Genomic DNA, 15,825 nt, shown 5'->3' with positions numbered 1-15,825 from the left:
CGGATAATGAAACGAACGACGATTGCAGAAATTAAAGAGAGATTGTCTGAAAAGAATGAGTTGTCTGAACAAGAAATGCAGCTGCTTAAATCGGATGCGCGAATAGGCGTTCGCCGCTTGCTTCGTAAATGGGAAGAACGAAAAGCTTACTTTCAAAAGCTTATAGTGAAATATCATCAAATGAATCGCTTTGAAGATGAACTGAAAAATGAAGGAGCGAGATGTATCGCAGGTATTGATGAGGCGGGGAGAGGACCGCTGGCAGGGCCTGTTGTAGCAGCTTGTGTTGTATTAAAGTCGGATGCAATGATTCCCGGGATTAATGATTCCAAGCAATTGTCAGTCGGGAAACGTGAGTATCTTTATGAGCGTATTTGCGAGTCAGCGGACGCATTTGGTGTGGGCATTGTTTCAGCTCACGAAATTGATAAGATCAATATCTATCAAGCTGCTAAAAAAGCAATGATTCTTGCGATCGAAAAAATGGACAGGGTTCCGGATCATCTGCTGATTGACGCGATGGAATTGCCGCTTGATATACCTCAAACCTCACTCATTAAAGGAGACGCGCGCAGTAACTCAATTGCCGCTGCATCGATTCTGGCAAAAGTGACTCGTGATCGGCTGATGTGTGATTTAGATCGAATTTACCCAGGGTATGATTTCTCCAAACACAAGGGTTATGGAACTCAGGCGCATTTGCAGGCAATCGAGCGATTGGGTACCTGCCCGGAGCATCGCATGACGTTCGCACCGTTAAAACCCTGAGAAGATGCATAAGAAGGTGTTCCTGTGAACTTTCAGCCCTATGCGATTAATCAGAGCCAAATCATCGGTACTTATGCACCGGAGCAGATTTTGCGGGGGAAGGTTCTTGATTTGCTTCCTGATCGGACTGCTCTTGTTCGCCTTGGCACAAAACAAGTTGTTGCTAAAATTGCTTCTGCTGATCCGCCATTGAAAGTTGGTCAAGATTATTTATTTCAAATCAAGCAAGGTAACAGTCCGCTCATTGCAAAACTGATCGAACGAAAACAGGCCGATCGTTCACCCAATATGATCGATGATGTTTTTCATGCACTCCAATTAAAAGAAGACGCATTGAGCAGAAAAATTGCTCAAACTTTTCTTGATCATGGTGATCTGCTCACGCGCGAATCGCTTCTTCAAGCAAAATCATTGCTGAAAATGAGCAGTGATTTTTCTGGAGATATGCAAACAATTCGCTGGATGATGAACCGTCGGATTCCATTGACCGAATCTTTCTTTAAAATCGCGAAAGAGTTGCAAAATTCCGATTCAATCAGTTCGAAGCTTGACACAATGGTCCAGGAAATTCAGCGCTCTGGTACTCAAACTCCTTCTGTAGAACGATTGAAAAATGCATTGAGCAATTTTGCAGTGCCGAAAGACGGAAATCATTTTGCACAGCTTTATCAACAAATTAGTGATGGAAAAAGAGAAAAATTATTTCAATCATTTATAGCGGATCAGACATCTGTCCATTCAAATGCGGCTCAAAAAGCAATTAAGGAATTTATGACAAGTCCGATGTCACTCAAGGATATGACTCATTTAATGAAGGAATTGAAAATAAACGCTTCTCCTCAGACGTTTCGTGATGCGTTCCGAAATTTTGTACTTGAACGGATTCCAAATTTGAATGACCGATTAGCCGGAACGGACACTAAAAATCTTCTTTTCGATACCTTAAAACAACTGGGGTTTGATTATGAATTCCAGATCAGTGAATGGATGAAAAATGATTCTGGGTCTGAAAGACAGCCAGAAACGCTAAAGGGCCACCTGCTTGCTGTAATTCAGGATTCGGATGCCCCCTATGCGCTGCGAAAAGCAGCTCAGGAGGTCGTTCAGAAAATTACTGGTGAGCAATTGCAGATGGCGTCTGCCGACCCATATGTTGCTCAATTTTCATTGCAGATCCCCATTCCCTTTCAGAAAGCGCTCACTAACGTATCTGTCTACTGGGAAGGAAAAAGAGATAGAAAAGGGACGATCGATCCCAATTTTTGCACGATCGTGCTCTGGCTTGAATTGACCCATTTAAAGGAGACGTTAGTGACTATCCATGTGCAAAATCGTTCTGTGACATTAAATGTGCAGAACAGTAAGGCCGATCTGCGCTCATTGCTGGCATCTGGTGAGTCTGCTTTGAGAGAACGGCTGTCGAAAGCGGGCTATCAGCTTCTTTCGCTTACGCAAACAGAAAAGATTGATTCCAATCTAATGAAGAAGGCTGTGACCCCGCTTACCCAAACCGATTACAGAATGGATGTGAAAGTGTAGTCATGACTTCTGAGAAAAGAAAAAAAGCAGTTGCTTTAACTTATATCAACGGATCTGATCAAGCACCTCATGTTTCAGCAAAAGGGGAAGGAGAGATTGCACAGCGTATTATTGATCAGGCAAGGAAACATGACATACCTATTCAGCAAGATCCGGCGCTTGTTTCGATGCTGGGAAAACTTGATTTAAACCAAATGATCCCTCAGGAACTCTACCAAACTGTTGCGGAAATTTTTGCATTTATCTATACTATTGATGAGCAGGCAGAAAAAAAAACGCGTAAGTAAACTTAGCCTTGTTATAATATTTTTGTTACTGGCTGAGAATTAATGAAATTATTTTTCTGTTGGTTTTGTTAGATCTGTTGTTTGTCATTGTTCATGAGCCCCTTGGACTTCTCTCACTCCTCTTCTTTAATTACAGCAATGCAGTCTCCTTTCTTTTTGGCATTATTCCGTTATCCGAAATGCTTATCTTAAATCAATTAAATATTGTGAAGAAGGTGCGCCAATGGACTCTCTTACACTTAAATTGGTATTGCTTAATCACTGCCGTGGCATCGGAAGAAGAACAGTATGGCAAATGATTCGGATGGATCCCGATTTGAGTGATATACAGGCCTATTCGTTGACTGAACTGCAAACATTGTTTCGACTTTCCTCAAGCATGGCAAAGCTCTTTATGGATGACCGTCGGGCGATAGATTCAATGAAATTATTAGATATTTATCATGACGAGCAGATCACGCCGATACCTTTTCATCATCCACTCTATCCCCCATTGCTGAAAAATGTATACGATCCTCCTTACTTAATCTACGGAAAGGGCAAACTCTCACTTTTAAATGAAAAGAAAATGATAAGTATTGTGGGCACGCGACATCCAAGCAGTGAAGCCGGCAGAATTACGAAACAGATCATTGAGCCTTTGAATCGAAATGGATGGACGATCGTCAGCGGCATGGCCATGGGCATCGACGGCATGGCGCATCGGTTTGCCTTAGAAGGCCGTACGATTGCCGTACTGGGATCTGGATTGCAGCGCCCTTATCCGCGTCAGCACTGTGGATTGTATCGGCAGCTGTGCAATGCACAGCTTGTTATAAGTGAATACCCTCCGCCCGCTCCTCCTGAACGATGGCGTTTTCCGGAACGAAATCGTATTATCAGCGGCATGAGTCTGGGAACTTTAGTCATTGAAGCGCAGGAACGGAGCGGATCGCTGATCACTGCGGATCAGGCATTGGAGCAAGGACGCGAAGTATTTGCAATCCCCGGTTCAATTTTAAATGCGACAAGCAGCGGTACGAATCGTCTTATACAACAGGGCGCTAAACTGGTGTGTGATTGGCAGGATATTGTTCATGAACTGAATTGGGATCAATAATGTCCTTACTTTTAAGGAGAAGTCCCCCCAAAAAACAAATTGTTTTTCGGAAATTATATTTATTAAGTTTGACAAAGCTCTGATCAATCATTAAGATTAGTGAAGATTTGAATATTCACAGAAAGGGGGAGAAAACAACATGAATGATTATTTAGTCATTGTGGAATCTCCCGCTAAAGCAAAAACAATAAAGCGTTACCTTGGTTCTAAATTCGAAGTCAAGGCATCAATGGGGCATGTTCGCGACCTTCCTAAAAGTCAGATGGGCATTGATGTCGAGGACAATTTCAAGCCTCGTTATATCACAATACGGGGAAAAGGCCCCGTTTTGAAAGAGTTAAAAAGCGCAGCAAAAAAAGCAAAAAAAGTATATCTCGCAGCCGACCCCGATCGTGAAGGAGAAGCGATTGCCTGGCACTTGGCTCATAGTCTTGATATCGATGATCATTCGGCTTGTCGAGTCGTATTTAATGAAATTACGAAACCAGCGATAAAAGAAGCCTTTAAGATGCCGAGAAAAATTAATATGGATCTAGTCGATGCACAACAGGCGAGACGTGTTCTTGATCGACTTGTCGGTTATAACATTAGTCCGCTTCTTTGGAAAAAAGTTAAAAAGGGATTAAGTGCCGGCAGGGTACAGTCTGTAGCGCTGCGGATGATTATTGAACGTGAAAAAGAAATAAAGGCGTTCGCCCCTGAAGAATATTGGACAATCAGCAGTAAATTCCATGTTGAAGATGCAATCTTTGAGGCCGCATTTTATGGCGTTGACGGAAAAAAGCAAGCGCTTAAGAATGAGTCAGATGTTAAGGGTGTGCTTGAAAAACTAACCAGTGATCGTTTTTCTGTAAAAAATGTTCAAAAGAAAGAACGCTTGAGGTATCCTGTTGTACCGTTTATCACGTCCTCACTGCAGCAGGAAGCCGCACGAAAGCTGAACTTCAGAGCCAGAAAAACGATGATGATTGCCCAGCAGCTTTATGAAGGCATTGCACTGGGCAAACACGGCAGTACCGGATTAATTACTTATATGAGAACGGATTCAACACGAATTTCTGATGTCGCCAGAGCAGAAGCGAAAGGCTTTATTGTTGAAAATTATGGTGAAAAATACTATAATAGCAACCCGCAAAGGGCGAAAAAAACGGAAACAACGCAAGATGCTCATGAAGGCGTTCGGCCGACATCTGTATTGCGACAGCCAAAAGAAATTAAAGATTATTTGAGCCGCGATCAATATAAACTCTATAAACTTATTTGGGAACGGTTCGTTGCGAGTCAAATGGCTCCGGCAGTACTTGATACAGTGCGTGCGGATCTGGAACAGAATACAGTTGTTTTTCGCGCATCGGGCTCAAAAATTAAATTCCAAGGTTTTATGAAAGTCTATATTGAAGGCAGCGATGATCAAAAGAAAGCAGATGCAGTATCCAAAGAAAACTATTTGCCCGATCTTGAAAATGGAATGATTGCGATTCAAGACCAGACTGATCCGAAACAGCATTTTACGCAGCCGCCGCCTAGGTACACTGAAGCAACACTTGTCAAATCGATGGAAGAAATCGGCATCGGGCGTCCGTCAACCTATGCGCCGACGATTGATACGATTCAAAGGCGTAACTATGTCACGATGGACGCCAAACGTTTCGTACCAACAGAGCTCGGTGAAGTCGTACTGAAACTGATTGTTGAATTCTTTCCGGAAATCATTAATATTGACTTCACTGCACAGATGGAAACCGATTTGGATGAAGTTGAAGAAGGAAAGAGAAATTGGATCACTTTGATTGATCATTTCTATCAAGACTTCTCGAAACGGCTGTCAACAGCGGAAAAAGAAATGGAATCTGTATCCATTAAGGATGAACCGGCAGGGATAAAGTGTGAAAAATGCGGTCATGAAATGGTGTATAAAATGGGAAGATTCGGCAAATTTTTGGCTTGTTCCAATTTTCCTGAATGCCGCAATACAAAACCGATCTTAAAAAAGACCGGTGTGCCATGTCCGAAGTGCGGCGTTGGCGAAGTCGTTGAAAGGCGAAGCAAGAAGCACCGTATTTTCTATGGCTGTGATCGGTATCCTGAGTGTGATTTCGTATCATGGGATAAGCCGATTCAACGTAAGTGTCCGAAATGCAATTCTTATTTGGTAGAGAAGAAAACAAAGAATGGCAAAACAGTCGAATGTCCGAAATGTGACTATAAAGAAGTGACACAATAAATTGTGACTGTGTGACTGATTGAAAGAAATGAGGAAAAGTGATGGCGAGAAAGGCAGTAAATGTTATTGGGGCGGGACTCGCCGGCAGCGAGGCTGCTTGGCAAATCGCCAAGCGCGGGTTACCTGTAACTTTGTTTGAAATGCGGCCCGAAAAACAGACAGCTGCGCATCATACTGGCCAATTTGCGGAGCTAGTGTGTACCAACTCGCTTCGATCAAACAGTATAACCAATGCAGTCGGCATCTTAAAGGAAGAAATGCGTCATCTGGATTCATTAGTTATGAAGGCTGCGGATACGGCATCCGTCCCTGCCGGCGGTGCACTCGCAGTTGATCGTCATGATTTTTCAGGAATGATCACGAGGACGCTTAAAGAAATGCCAAATGTGACTGTCGTGGGGGAAGAAGCCGAATCAATCCCTGAGGGAATCACGATTATTGCAACTGGTCCGCTTACGTCCGATAAATTGTCGGCAAGTATTCAACGGTTAACGGGTGAAAAGTATTTTTATTTTTACGATGCGGCTGCTCCGATTATTTTGGGAGAGACGATTGATCGTGAGACCGTATATTTGAAATCCAGATATGACAAAGGCGATGCCGCTTACTTAAATTGTCCAATGAATAAAGAGGAATTTGATGCTTTTTTTCACGCATTGGTGACGGCAGAGACGGCTCCGTTGAAGGAATTTGAAAAAGAGAACTACTTTAGCGGATGTATGCCGATTGAAGTCATGGCGCGCCGAGGTGCAAAAACACTTTTATTCGGTCCGCTGAAACCGGTCGGTCTTGAAGATCCGAGAACCGGGAAAAGACCCTTTGCTGTGGTGCAGCTTCGCCAAGACAACACAACCGGCTCACTTTTCAACATGGTCGGTTTCCAAACGCATTTAAAATGGGGAGAGCAGAAGCGAGTATTCCAAATGATTCTAGGGTTGGAGCACGCAGAGATCGTTCGTTATGGCGTAATGCATCGTAATACTTTTTTGAACGCGCCGTTGCTGCTTGAACCTACTTATCAAACGAAGGCGAGAGATGATCTGTTTTTTGCCGGTCAGATGACCGGTGTCGAGGGTTATGTTGAGTCTGCTGCATCAGGGTTAATCGCCGGAATAAACGCAGCGAAGCTGTATTTGGATAAGAATCCGGTTACTTTTCCAGAAGAAACAGTAATTGGAAGCATGGCTCATTATATAACAACAACAAGTTCAAAGAATTTTCAACCGATGAATGCCAATTTTGGACTGCTTCCTCCACTTACCGAGCGAGTTAAAGACAAGAAACTGCGAGCGGAACACTATGCATCCAGAGCTTTGGAATTGCTCCGGGATGTTATTATAAAATTGTAAATATTATTGCTAATTCAAATACCTTGTGCTAACATAGATAGGCAGGATTTGTCAGTGTTTACGAAATGATGATTGAAAACAATCGTTTTGAGACGAGATTTGCAAATAGTAAAGCTATTTGTGATTAAGAATGCTCAATAGAATGTTCGTCAATCGTATTTCAGCTTTATTGTGATTATGTATAAAGTTTTAATATTCTGACGAAACTGCAAACAAACGACATGGCTTCGCAAGTACCCGAGCAATATCAGATAATATTGGTACGAGAAGGTTACATACAAATTTGGGAAAATTGTTTAAGTTTGCCCGTTCGAAGCAATTGACTACGTTTTTTTACGCGATGTCTTGCCGAATTTGTGAACAATAGAATCTCTGACCATTGTACAAGCCATAATCTCAACCAGTTTATTAATAAACCAGAATTTACGTTACTCAGGAGGAATAAAGATGACTTTATTAGAAAAAACTAGAAAAATTAATCAACTGCTTCAAGGAACAAAAACACAGGTCGATTTTAATGAAATGGCGCAAACACTACGTGATGTCATTCAAACAAATACATTTGTGGTTAGTCGTCGCGGTAAAATACTCGGTCTTTCATTGAAACTTGAATTTGAGAACGAACGCATGCAAAAGATGTTTGAAAGCAGGCAGCTTCCGGATACGTATACACAAAATCTTTTTATGGTAGCGCAGACATCACCGAATTTGGATGTTAACAGTGAATTCAGTGTATTCCCTGATGAAAACAAAGATCTGTTTGAAAATGGATTGACAACGGTTGTGCCGATTGTCGGTGGAGGAGAGAGGCTCGGTACATTGATTCTTTCTCGACTTAACGAAACGTTTACAGATGAAGATCTGATTCTTGCCGAATATGGAGCAACCGTTGTCGGTATGGAAATTCTGAGAGAAAAAACGGATGAGGTTGAAGAAGAAGCTCGTGAAAAGGCAATTGTTCAAATGGCAATCGGTTCATTGTCGTACAGTGAACTTGAAGCTATTGAACATATTTTTGAAGAACTGGACGGCAAGGAAGGTTTGCTGGTTGCAAGCAAAATTGCTGATCGTGTCGGCATCACGCGCTCGGTTATTGTCAATGCGCTGAGAAAGTTGGAGAGTGCAGGAGTTATTGAATCACGTTCTCTCGGAATGAAAGGCACCTATATTAAAGTGCTTAACGATAAATTTCTTTATGAGTTGAATCGGATTAAGGGAGAATAATAGCACAGTTTTAAATTGATCCATATTAAGCAACATAAAAGGGACTTTTGGCCATGAGTATTTATGACCATGAGCCCCTTTTTGTTACAATTTTTTCACATGTATCAGTCATAAATATAATATAGTGCTCATGGCCTGTTTTTTGTGACGAAAAAAATAATAATCACGCTTACATTACATACTTATTAAATAACATTGAAAATATATGTCGAATATATAAGACTATATGACTATTATTGGACGCGAAATAAAAGTTGAATAAAGTCGAATCGTATACATTCGCGTAGACAATGGTTAAAAAGTTGATAAAATAGACATAGGTACTCTAACTGATCTATGCCAATATTTGGAATAAGGAGGATATTGATCGATGATTTCAGTCACACCCCTAACCGCAATTGAACGTGCACTGAACGGATCAATGGCGGAGCAGAATGCAATTGCACAAAATATCGCGAATGTCGATACACCCAACTACAAAGCACAAAAGGTTACATTTGACCGTGTATTGCAAAACGAATTAAAGGCGAATCGTACGAACGCGTCACATATAAGTTTCTCATCCTCTGAAGATTCGGGATACAGAACAGTGACCGACAACTATGGAACGGTTCAAAATAATGGAAATAACGTTGATCTTGACCATGAAATGTCTGATTTGGCGCAAAATCAATTGCTCTATCAGACACTGAGTCAAGCTGCCAGCGATCAGTTTAAAAAGTTTAATATAGTGTTAGGGGGAGCTTGATTAAGATGGGAATGTTCAGCGGCCTTAATATATCTGCTTCAGGTCTTACGGCGCAGCGGTTTCGAATGGATGTTGTTTCGGCAAATATTGCCAACCAGGATACAACACGTGGACGGTATGTCAACGGAAAGTGGGAACCCTACACGAGGAAAGTGGTGAACTTGAAAACAATAGGACCCAATACCTTCGGTTCTATGCTGCAATCTTCCCTTGGAAGTTCGGCAGGTGGTGTTGAAGTTTCTTCGGTAAGCGAAGACCCATCTGCTTTTCCGGTTAAGTATGATCCGGAGAACCCGGATGCTGATGCGAACGGCTATGTTCAAGAGCCTAATGTCGATCCTCTTAAGGAAATGGTTGATTTAATGGACGCGAACCGCTCATATGAAGCCGGAGTTACAGTATTGAATGCAAATAAAAACATGCTTACACATGCATTAGACATAGGAAGGTAGGTTTTAGACAGTGAACATCACACCTATCAGTATTAATACAGCAGCAACGGATGCTGCCGCATCTTCCGGTCGGCAGACAACTGCTCAAGCACAACAAGGTTTTGCCGATGCACTGGAAAATGCACTTGGTACGGTCAATAACTCCCAGCAGACTGCCGATCAAATGGTTACTAAGCTCGCAAACGGAAGCACCGATGTTGATTTACATAATGTAATGATTGCCATGCAGAAAGCGGATGTCATGCTTAAGACAACCGTTCAGGTTCGCGACCGGGTGGTCGAGGCATACCAAGAAGTCATGAGAATGCAGGTTTGATTGATATTGGTATCTAGTATCCGGCTCGAAAATGAACGGAGGAAGAAGATATGAAGGAACGGCTGTCGGCGTGGATAAATCGATTAAAGAAATTCTGGATCGAATTACCGAAAAAAAACAAAATTTGGATCATTGGCGGCACTTCAGCAATCATCATTGTAGTTATCGTGCTGCTGCTTTTAACAAATGTAAAACATTATACACCATTGTACAGCGATCTGTCAGAAAGCGAAGCAGGTCAAATTACAGATACTCTTGACAGCAAGAAGATCCCTTATAAGCTTTCGGACGGCGGAACAACGATCAGTGTTCCGAAGAACCAGGTTGATGAGCTTAAGGTTGAACTTGCCTCAGAGGGCCTTCCCAAGACCGGGCAGATCGATTACTCATTCTTTAGTCAAAATGCAGGATTTGGAATGACGGATAAGCAGTTTGATGTTGTCCAGCGTGCCGCGATGCAGACGGAATTGGCAAACTTAATTTCTAATACTAAGGGTGTTAAATCAGCGAAGGTTATGATTACGCTGCCGCAAAATGATGTCTGGGTCAGCGATCAGAATGATAAAAGCAAGGCATCGGCTTCGATCGTATTGAACCTTGCATCTGGGGGACAGCTGAGCTCGGATCAAGTAAACGGACTATATCACTTGGTTTCAAAGAGTGTTCCTAATCTGCCTACCAGTAATATTGTGATCATGGATCAATATTTCAACTATTATGATCTGAAAAACAGTACATCGAGCGGATCTGTAAAATCAACTTATGATCAACAGCAGTCAATCATTCGCGACATTGAAAGCAATGTACAGCGGCGAGTGACACAAATGCTGACGATGATGATGGGCGAGGGCAAAGTTATGGTAAATGTTACCGCCGATGTTGATTTTACTCAGTCAAAGGAAAAGCAGGACCTAGTAGAGCCTGTAAATCAACAAACAATGGAAGGTCTTCAAACCAGCACCGAGCATATCACTGAAACTTACACGGGTCAAGGAGCTCAGGGACAAGCGGGGACAGGAACCAACGATGTTCCGACTTATCAAAATGGAACCAATGGCAATGGCACTTATCAAAAGGTTGAAGACCGAGTAAATAATGAATTCAACAGAATTCATCGTGAAGTTGTCAACAGTCCGTATAAAGTAACTGATCTTGGGATACAGGTGATGATCGAACCACCAACTGCGAATAACAATAATTCTCTATCAGCTCAAAGGATTAACGATGTCCGTCAAATTCTTAATTCAATAATTAAAACATCTGTTTCAGACGCGCAAGGCCAAGAATTGCCAAATAATATGATTAATCAAAAGACCTCGGTAACCGTTGGTCAATTTAATGGTAAAGCAGCAATGCAGACACAGAATGGCGGATTTAATTGGTTCTATATTATCGGAGGAATTTTACTGGCATTAGTGATCGGTCTTATAATCTGGTTTGTTCTGCGTCGAAGAAAAATGGCTGAAGATGCAGCTGAGGATCAGACTGTTGTAGAGGATATACCTCAACAGGAAGATTATGAAGCAATGCTGAATAAGGAAAATCCGGAAAAGAAAAAGTACAACGAACTTGAAAAAATGGCAAGACAAAAACCGGATCAATTTGTCAAACTGCTTAGAAGCTGGATGGCTGAGGACAAGTAAAGGGGAGCTGGCCGTTATGCCTACACGAAAAACAAAATTAACCGGAAAACAAAAAGCAGCCATTTTGATGATTGCGCTTGGGACTGATGTCTCTGCTACTGTTTTTAAGCAGTTCACGGAACAAGAAGTTGAAGACATGACCCTGGAAATTTCCAATGCACGAAAAATAGATGCGGAAACTAAGGCACAAGTCATTGACGAGTTTTTTCAGACAGCTCTTGCACAAGAGTACATATCTCAAGGCGGTATTGGCTACGCAAAACAAATTTTAGAGAAAGCACTCGGATCCGACGAAGCGAACAAGGTCATACAAAGGCTGACTTCAACGCTTCAGGTTAAGCCTTTTGACTTCATGCGCAAAAGTGATCCGCAGCAAATTTTAAATTTTATTCAAAATGAACATCCGCAAACGATTGCACTTGTTCTTTCTTATTTGGATCCTGATCAGGCAGGGGCGGTTTTATCTGCTCTATCTGTTGAACAGCAAGCAAATGTTGCTCGGCGAATTGCACAAATGGATCGTACGTCACCGGAAACAATTACGCAAGTTGAGCGGATTCTTGAGAAAAAGATTTCCAACTCATCAGTGAACGAAGATTATACTCAGATCGGAGGAATTTCTTCCATTGTCAGTGTTTTGAACGGAGTTGATCGGACAACCGAACGTAATATATTGGAAAAATTGGAGACTCATGATCCTGATCTCGCAGAGGAAATCAAAAAGCGTATGTTCGTTTTCGAAGACATTGTTGTGCTAGATGACCGGGCCATTCAGCGCGTTATCCGTGAGAGCGAGAACGAGGACTTAATTCTTGCGATGAGAACGGCCAGCGATGAAGTCAAAGATCTGCTGTTTAAAAATATGTCTGAACGAATGGCCGCCAGTTTCAAAGAGGAAATGGAATATATGGGGCCAGTGAGACTGCATGATGTCGAAGAAGCGCAGACCAAAATTGTCAACACGATTCGCAAGCTTGAGGATGCCGGAGAAATTGTGATCGCTCGCGGGAAGGGAGATGACGTTATTGTCTAATTTGATCAAACAGGCTCGCTCTGAGGGAAAGGCAAAGGTTGTGCATATCTCTGCTGTCATCGATCCTCATTTAGATTCATTAAAAAATTCCGGAATGGATTCGGATGCAATTGAACAAACACTAAATGAAAAGATTGATGAAACGAAGCGTGAAGCCAATCGTTTGATTAAGGAGGCAGAAACGAAGGCAGCCGAAATACGGCAGCAGATTGCCCGTGATGAGGAAACGGCAGAGCAAAAACGAGCGGAAGCCTATGAAAAGAAAATAAAAGAAGGTTATGCGGCAGGATTCAGTAAGGGGACAAAAGCGGCGAAAGAACATTATGATTCGCTTATTGATCAAGGAAACCAATTTGTTGAGCAAACAAAAAGTTTTTTAAATGATTCCATCAAGGAAGCACAACCAGAAATTTTGAAGCTGTCAATCGCTGTTGCTGAGAAAATAATCGGTACTTCTCTGGCTCTTGATGAATACAAATGGTTTGCTCTGGTTGCCAAGGCAGTCCGTGAAGTCCGGGATCAAGAAACAATTAAAATAACGGTTGCTCCAAAACACTTTGATCATCTCAATCAAAATCGCTGGGAATTCGATAAAATAGTCCAGGATGCTAAAGTCTATGTTTATGCCGACAGTGACTTTTCGGATGAGGCATGTACGATCGAGACCTCTTTCGGGAAAATCGACGCTGGTGTTGATAGTCAGCTTCAGGTTATTAAGGAGAAACTTGCCGAGTTGATGGAGGAAAAAGGCTGATGAATGTGGCGCATCTGATTGACGAACTGGCAACGATTGACAGCTATCGGCGATATGGGAAAATTAATCGGGTTGTTGGTCTCTTGATTGAATCAAAAGGTCCATCGGCATCAGTCGGCGATGTTTGTCTGATCTATATCCAGTCAGGAAGAAAAAAAATAATGGCAGAAGTTGTTGGGTTCAAGGATGAAAATATTTTACTGATGCCATATACGTCGGTTGCTCAAATAGCGCCGGGCTGTTTAGTTGAAGCAACGGACAAACCGCTTGAGGTGAAAGTAAATGAAGAATTGCTCGGTCAAGTGTGCGACAGTTTGGGACGACCGGTTTCTGGCATGACCTTTTCGAAACCAACAGACAGTGTACCGACGAATCAGGAACCGCCCGATCCAATGAGCCGGCCTCGTATTACGACACCGATTGAACTCGGTATTCGTTCGATCAATGGCCTGCTCACGGTTGGAAAAGGTCAACGTGTTGGCATTTTTGCTGGCAGCGGTGTAGGAAAAAGTACATTAATGGGGATGGTCGCAAGGAATACATCGGCCGATCTGAATGTTATTGCATTGATTGGCGAACGAGGACGAGAGGTTCGGGAATTTCTTGAAAAGGACCTTGGTCCGGAAGGTATGAAGCATTCCATCGTTATTGTTGCGACCAGTGATCAGCCTGCACTGATGAGGATCAAAGGGGCGATGGTCGCGACAGCGATTGCCGAATACTTTCGTGCTAAGGGAAAGGATGTTCTCCTTATGATGGATTCACTGACGCGCGTTGCCATGAGCCAGCGTGAAATCGGTCTTGCCATAGGGGAACCACCTACAACGAAGGGGTATCCTCCCTCGGTATTCGCTATGCTCCCTAAGTTGTTAGAACGGGCAGGTACCGACAACAATGGCACGATTACTGCTTTTTACACGGTATTGGTTGATGGGGACGATCTTGACGAACCGATTTCCGATACGGCACGAGGTATTTTGGATGGGCATATTGTACTGGATCGCGCGTTAGCGCAGAAGGGCCAATATCCGGCAGTTAACCTATTAAAAAGTGTCAGTCGTGTCATGAACGAAATTTGTTCACAAGAACATTTACAGGCTGCTCAAAGATTTCGTACCTTGCTGTCTCAATACACTGAATCCGAGGATCTTATTAATATTGGTGCATATAAGCAAGGCAGTTCATCGGCGATCGATGAAGCAATTCATTTTCATCCGAAAATGCTGGACTTTTTACGTCAGTCAGAAAAGGTTCGTGTAACGATTAAGGATTCGGTCAACCAATTGTTTCATGATTTTGGGCAGGAGATGAGCACCAATGGGGTTTGAATATCGCTTTGAACGTGTGATGAAGCTGGCGGAGAATGAAAAGTACAACCTGGAAGTTCAGTATAAACGTCTGTTTGATGAGTTTGAAAGCCTTGCACGCAAATTAATCGAGCTGATGGATCTGAAGGAAAAAGCGCAAACGGAGCTTCAGAATCAGATGAGTCAGGCGATTACAATTGATCAGATGAAGATGGGAATAACAGATGTCAATACGATGGATTCTCTCATTGATGAAACAAATAAACGATACATAAGAGCGAAAGCCAGAGTAGAAGATTTCCAAACCAAATTGCAGGAAAAAGCAATGGAAGTAAAAAAATATGAAAAAATAAAGGAAAAACAGCAGAGTATTTATCGGCGGCTAACTCAAAAGGCAGAAATCAAACGGATGGATGAAATAGCTGGTCAACGTACGGCACGCTGAGGAGGTACAGGGGAATGGAAGAAAGGAGACCTACACGTTTGGGAGTGAAATTGATCAAAATAATTTCAGCAATTCTTGTTCCAATTATTTTTTTGCTGCTGCTTGCGGCCTTGTTTCTAAAATTATCCGGTCTTGATCCGATCGACGAAGCCAAAAGTTTCATTTTTCGTCACAATACAAATAAGACGCAGCAAACAACATCAGTGGATGCTTCACAAATGGCACGGTTAAAAACGGAAAATTCTGCTCAGCAAGCAACAATTAAGAAGCTGCAAAGCGACAAAAATAAATTAACAGACCAAATTGCAGAACTGAAAAATCAGTTAAAACAGGCACAAAGCGAAGCAAATGACACAGATAAACAAACAAAAAGTCAGGCGGCTTCGGCTCGTCAAGCGGTGTATGCTCAGACATATAAGGCAATGGATCCGGCTAAAGCAGCAGCTATTTTTAACAAATTGTCGGTTAAACAAGCTGCTGAATATATGAACCTACTTGATGACAAAACGAAGGCTTCGATACTTGAAAACATGGATGTAGCAAAAGCCGCTGCGCTGACGCAGCGACTAAAGGCAAATACAGCCAGTACAAATTCTTCATCATCAACTGCAGCAACGACAACTACAACACCTTAGTA

Annotated in this window: 16 protein-coding genes; all 16 read left to right on the top strand. The window is 42.4% G+C overall.

The window, feature by feature from the left end; genetic code table 11:
- The first annotated feature begins 6 nt into the window (after positions 1 to 6).
- The 16 genes from rnhB to NIE88_RS09430 all read left to right on the top strand — a co-directional run bounded on the left by rnhB (position 7) and on the right by NIE88_RS09430 (position 15,823).
- A complete protein-coding gene (rnhB, locus tag NIE88_RS09505) occupies positions 7 to 768 on the top strand; it encodes a ribonuclease HII (RefSeq protein WP_253061551.1) in 762 nt (253 codons plus the stop codon).
- A 24-nt stretch (positions 769 to 792) separates the two neighbouring features.
- Positions 793 to 2,307 (top strand): hypothetical protein, encoded by a 1,515-nt coding sequence (locus NIE88_RS09500; protein WP_253061549.1) that lies wholly within the window; start codon positions 793 to 795, stop codon positions 2,305 to 2,307.
- Between the two features lie 2 nt (positions 2,308 to 2,309).
- A complete protein-coding gene (locus tag NIE88_RS09495) occupies positions 2,310 to 2,594 on the top strand; it encodes an EscU/YscU/HrcU family type III secretion system export apparatus switch protein (RefSeq protein WP_253061547.1) in 285 nt (94 codons plus the stop codon).
- A 223-nt stretch (positions 2,595 to 2,817) separates the two neighbouring features.
- Complete coding sequence (gene dprA / locus NIE88_RS09490) at positions 2,818 to 3,693, top strand: DNA-processing protein DprA (RefSeq protein WP_253061545.1); 876 nt, start codon at positions 2,818 to 2,820, stop codon at positions 3,691 to 3,693.
- Between the two features lie 139 nt (positions 3,694 to 3,832).
- A complete protein-coding gene (topA, locus tag NIE88_RS09485; RefSeq protein WP_253061543.1) occupies positions 3,833 to 5,917 on the top strand; it encodes a type I DNA topoisomerase in 2,085 nt (694 codons plus the stop codon).
- Between the two features lie 41 nt (positions 5,918 to 5,958).
- Positions 5,959 to 7,266 carry an FADH(2)-oxidizing methylenetetrahydrofolate--tRNA-(uracil(54)-C(5))-methyltransferase TrmFO gene (trmFO, locus tag NIE88_RS09480; protein ID WP_253061541.1) on the top strand — a complete coding sequence of 436 codons (1,308 nt, stop codon included), beginning with the start codon at positions 5,959 to 5,961 and terminating at the stop codon, positions 7,264 to 7,266.
- 447 nt (positions 7,267 to 7,713) lie between these two features.
- On the top strand, positions 7,714 to 8,490 hold the full coding sequence (codY, locus tag NIE88_RS09475) for a GTP-sensing pleiotropic transcriptional regulator CodY (RefSeq protein ID WP_253061539.1): 777 nt from the start codon (positions 7,714 to 7,716) through the stop codon (positions 8,488 to 8,490).
- A 370-nt stretch (positions 8,491 to 8,860) separates the two neighbouring features.
- On the top strand, positions 8,861 to 9,238 hold the full coding sequence (gene flgB / locus NIE88_RS09470) for a flagellar basal body rod protein FlgB (protein WP_253061537.1): 378 nt from the start codon (positions 8,861 to 8,863) through the stop codon (positions 9,236 to 9,238).
- Positions 9,239 to 9,243: 5 nt separating this feature from the next.
- Positions 9,244 to 9,690: a flagellar basal body rod protein FlgC gene (flgC, locus tag NIE88_RS09465; RefSeq protein WP_253061535.1), complete on the top strand. Its 447-nt coding sequence runs from the start codon at positions 9,244 to 9,246 to the stop codon at positions 9,688 to 9,690.
- 10 nt (positions 9,691 to 9,700) lie between these two features.
- On the top strand, positions 9,701 to 10,006 hold the full coding sequence (gene fliE, locus NIE88_RS09460) for a flagellar hook-basal body complex protein FliE (protein WP_253061533.1): 306 nt from the start codon (positions 9,701 to 9,703) through the stop codon (positions 10,004 to 10,006).
- Positions 10,007 to 10,056: 50 nt separating this feature from the next.
- Positions 10,057 to 11,649, top strand: coding sequence for a flagellar basal-body MS-ring/collar protein FliF (gene fliF, locus NIE88_RS09455; RefSeq protein WP_253061530.1), 1,593 nt, complete (start codon positions 10,057 to 10,059; stop codon positions 11,647 to 11,649).
- Between the two features lie 16 nt (positions 11,650 to 11,665).
- Complete coding sequence (gene fliG, locus NIE88_RS09450) at positions 11,666 to 12,682, top strand: flagellar motor switch protein FliG (RefSeq protein WP_253061528.1); 1,017 nt, start codon at positions 11,666 to 11,668, stop codon at positions 12,680 to 12,682.
- Positions 12,675 to 13,436, top strand: a complete 762-nt coding sequence (gene fliH / locus NIE88_RS09445; protein ID WP_253061526.1) for a flagellar assembly protein FliH — start codon at positions 12,675 to 12,677, stop codon at positions 13,434 to 13,436. Before fliG ends, fliH begins: the two co-directional genes overlap by 8 nt.
- Positions 13,436 to 14,764, top strand: coding sequence for a flagellar protein export ATPase FliI (gene fliI, locus NIE88_RS09440; RefSeq protein WP_253061524.1), 1,329 nt, complete (start codon positions 13,436 to 13,438; stop codon positions 14,762 to 14,764). Before fliH ends, fliI begins: the two co-directional genes overlap by 1 nt.
- Positions 14,754 to 15,188: a flagellar export protein FliJ gene (gene fliJ / locus NIE88_RS09435; protein WP_253061522.1), complete on the top strand. Its 435-nt coding sequence runs from the start codon at positions 14,754 to 14,756 to the stop codon at positions 15,186 to 15,188. Before fliI ends, fliJ begins: the two co-directional genes overlap by 11 nt.
- A 14-nt stretch (positions 15,189 to 15,202) precedes the next feature.
- Positions 15,203 to 15,823 carry a MotE family protein gene (locus tag NIE88_RS09430; protein WP_253061520.1) on the top strand — a complete coding sequence of 207 codons (621 nt, stop codon included), beginning with the start codon at positions 15,203 to 15,205 and terminating at the stop codon, positions 15,821 to 15,823.
- The last annotated feature ends 2 nt before the right edge of the window (positions 15,824 to 15,825 follow it).

The sequence above is a fragment of the Sporolactobacillus shoreicorticis genome, from assembly GCF_024125445.1.
Classification (GTDB): Bacteria; Bacillota; Bacilli; order Bacillales; family Sporolactobacillaceae; genus Sporolactobacillus; species Sporolactobacillus shoreicorticis.
The sequence above is the reverse complement of the archived record's forward strand: the minus strand, read 5'-3'. Positions and strand labels throughout refer to the sequence as shown.

What these genes read in the sequence shown, in the direction of transcription:
- flgC (WP_253061535.1), top strand. Translation starts at nt 9,244, where the DNA reads ATGGGAATGTTCAGCGGCCTTAATATATCTGCTTCAGGTCTTACGGCG.
- NIE88_RS09495 (WP_253061547.1), top strand. Translation starts at nt 2,310, where the DNA reads ATGACTTCTGAGAAAAGAAAAAAAGCAGTTGCTTTAACTTATATCAAC.
- NIE88_RS09430 (WP_253061520.1), top strand. Translation starts at nt 15,203, where the DNA reads ATGGAAGAAAGGAGACCTACACGTTTGGGAGTGAAATTGATCAAAATA.
- rnhB (WP_253061551.1), top strand. Translation starts at nt 7, where the DNA reads ATGAAACGAACGACGATTGCAGAAATTAAAGAGAGATTGTCTGAAAAG.
- fliJ (WP_253061522.1), top strand. Translation starts at nt 14,754, where the DNA reads ATGGGGTTTGAATATCGCTTTGAACGTGTGATGAAGCTGGCGGAGAAT.
- fliI (WP_253061524.1), top strand. Translation starts at nt 13,436, where the DNA reads ATGAATGTGGCGCATCTGATTGACGAACTGGCAACGATTGACAGCTAT.
- dprA (WP_253061545.1), top strand. Translation starts at nt 2,818, where the DNA reads ATGGACTCTCTTACACTTAAATTGGTATTGCTTAATCACTGCCGTGGC.
- flgB (WP_253061537.1), top strand. Translation starts at nt 8,861, where the DNA reads ATGATTTCAGTCACACCCCTAACCGCAATTGAACGTGCACTGAACGGA.
- fliF (WP_253061530.1), top strand. Translation starts at nt 10,057, where the DNA reads ATGAAGGAACGGCTGTCGGCGTGGATAAATCGATTAAAGAAATTCTGG.
- trmFO (WP_253061541.1), top strand. Translation starts at nt 5,959, where the DNA reads ATGGCGAGAAAGGCAGTAAATGTTATTGGGGCGGGACTCGCCGGCAGC.
- topA (WP_253061543.1), top strand. Translation starts at nt 3,833, where the DNA reads ATGAATGATTATTTAGTCATTGTGGAATCTCCCGCTAAAGCAAAAACA.
- codY (WP_253061539.1), top strand. Translation starts at nt 7,714, where the DNA reads ATGACTTTATTAGAAAAAACTAGAAAAATTAATCAACTGCTTCAAGGA.
- fliG (WP_253061528.1), top strand. Translation starts at nt 11,666, where the DNA reads ATGCCTACACGAAAAACAAAATTAACCGGAAAACAAAAAGCAGCCATT.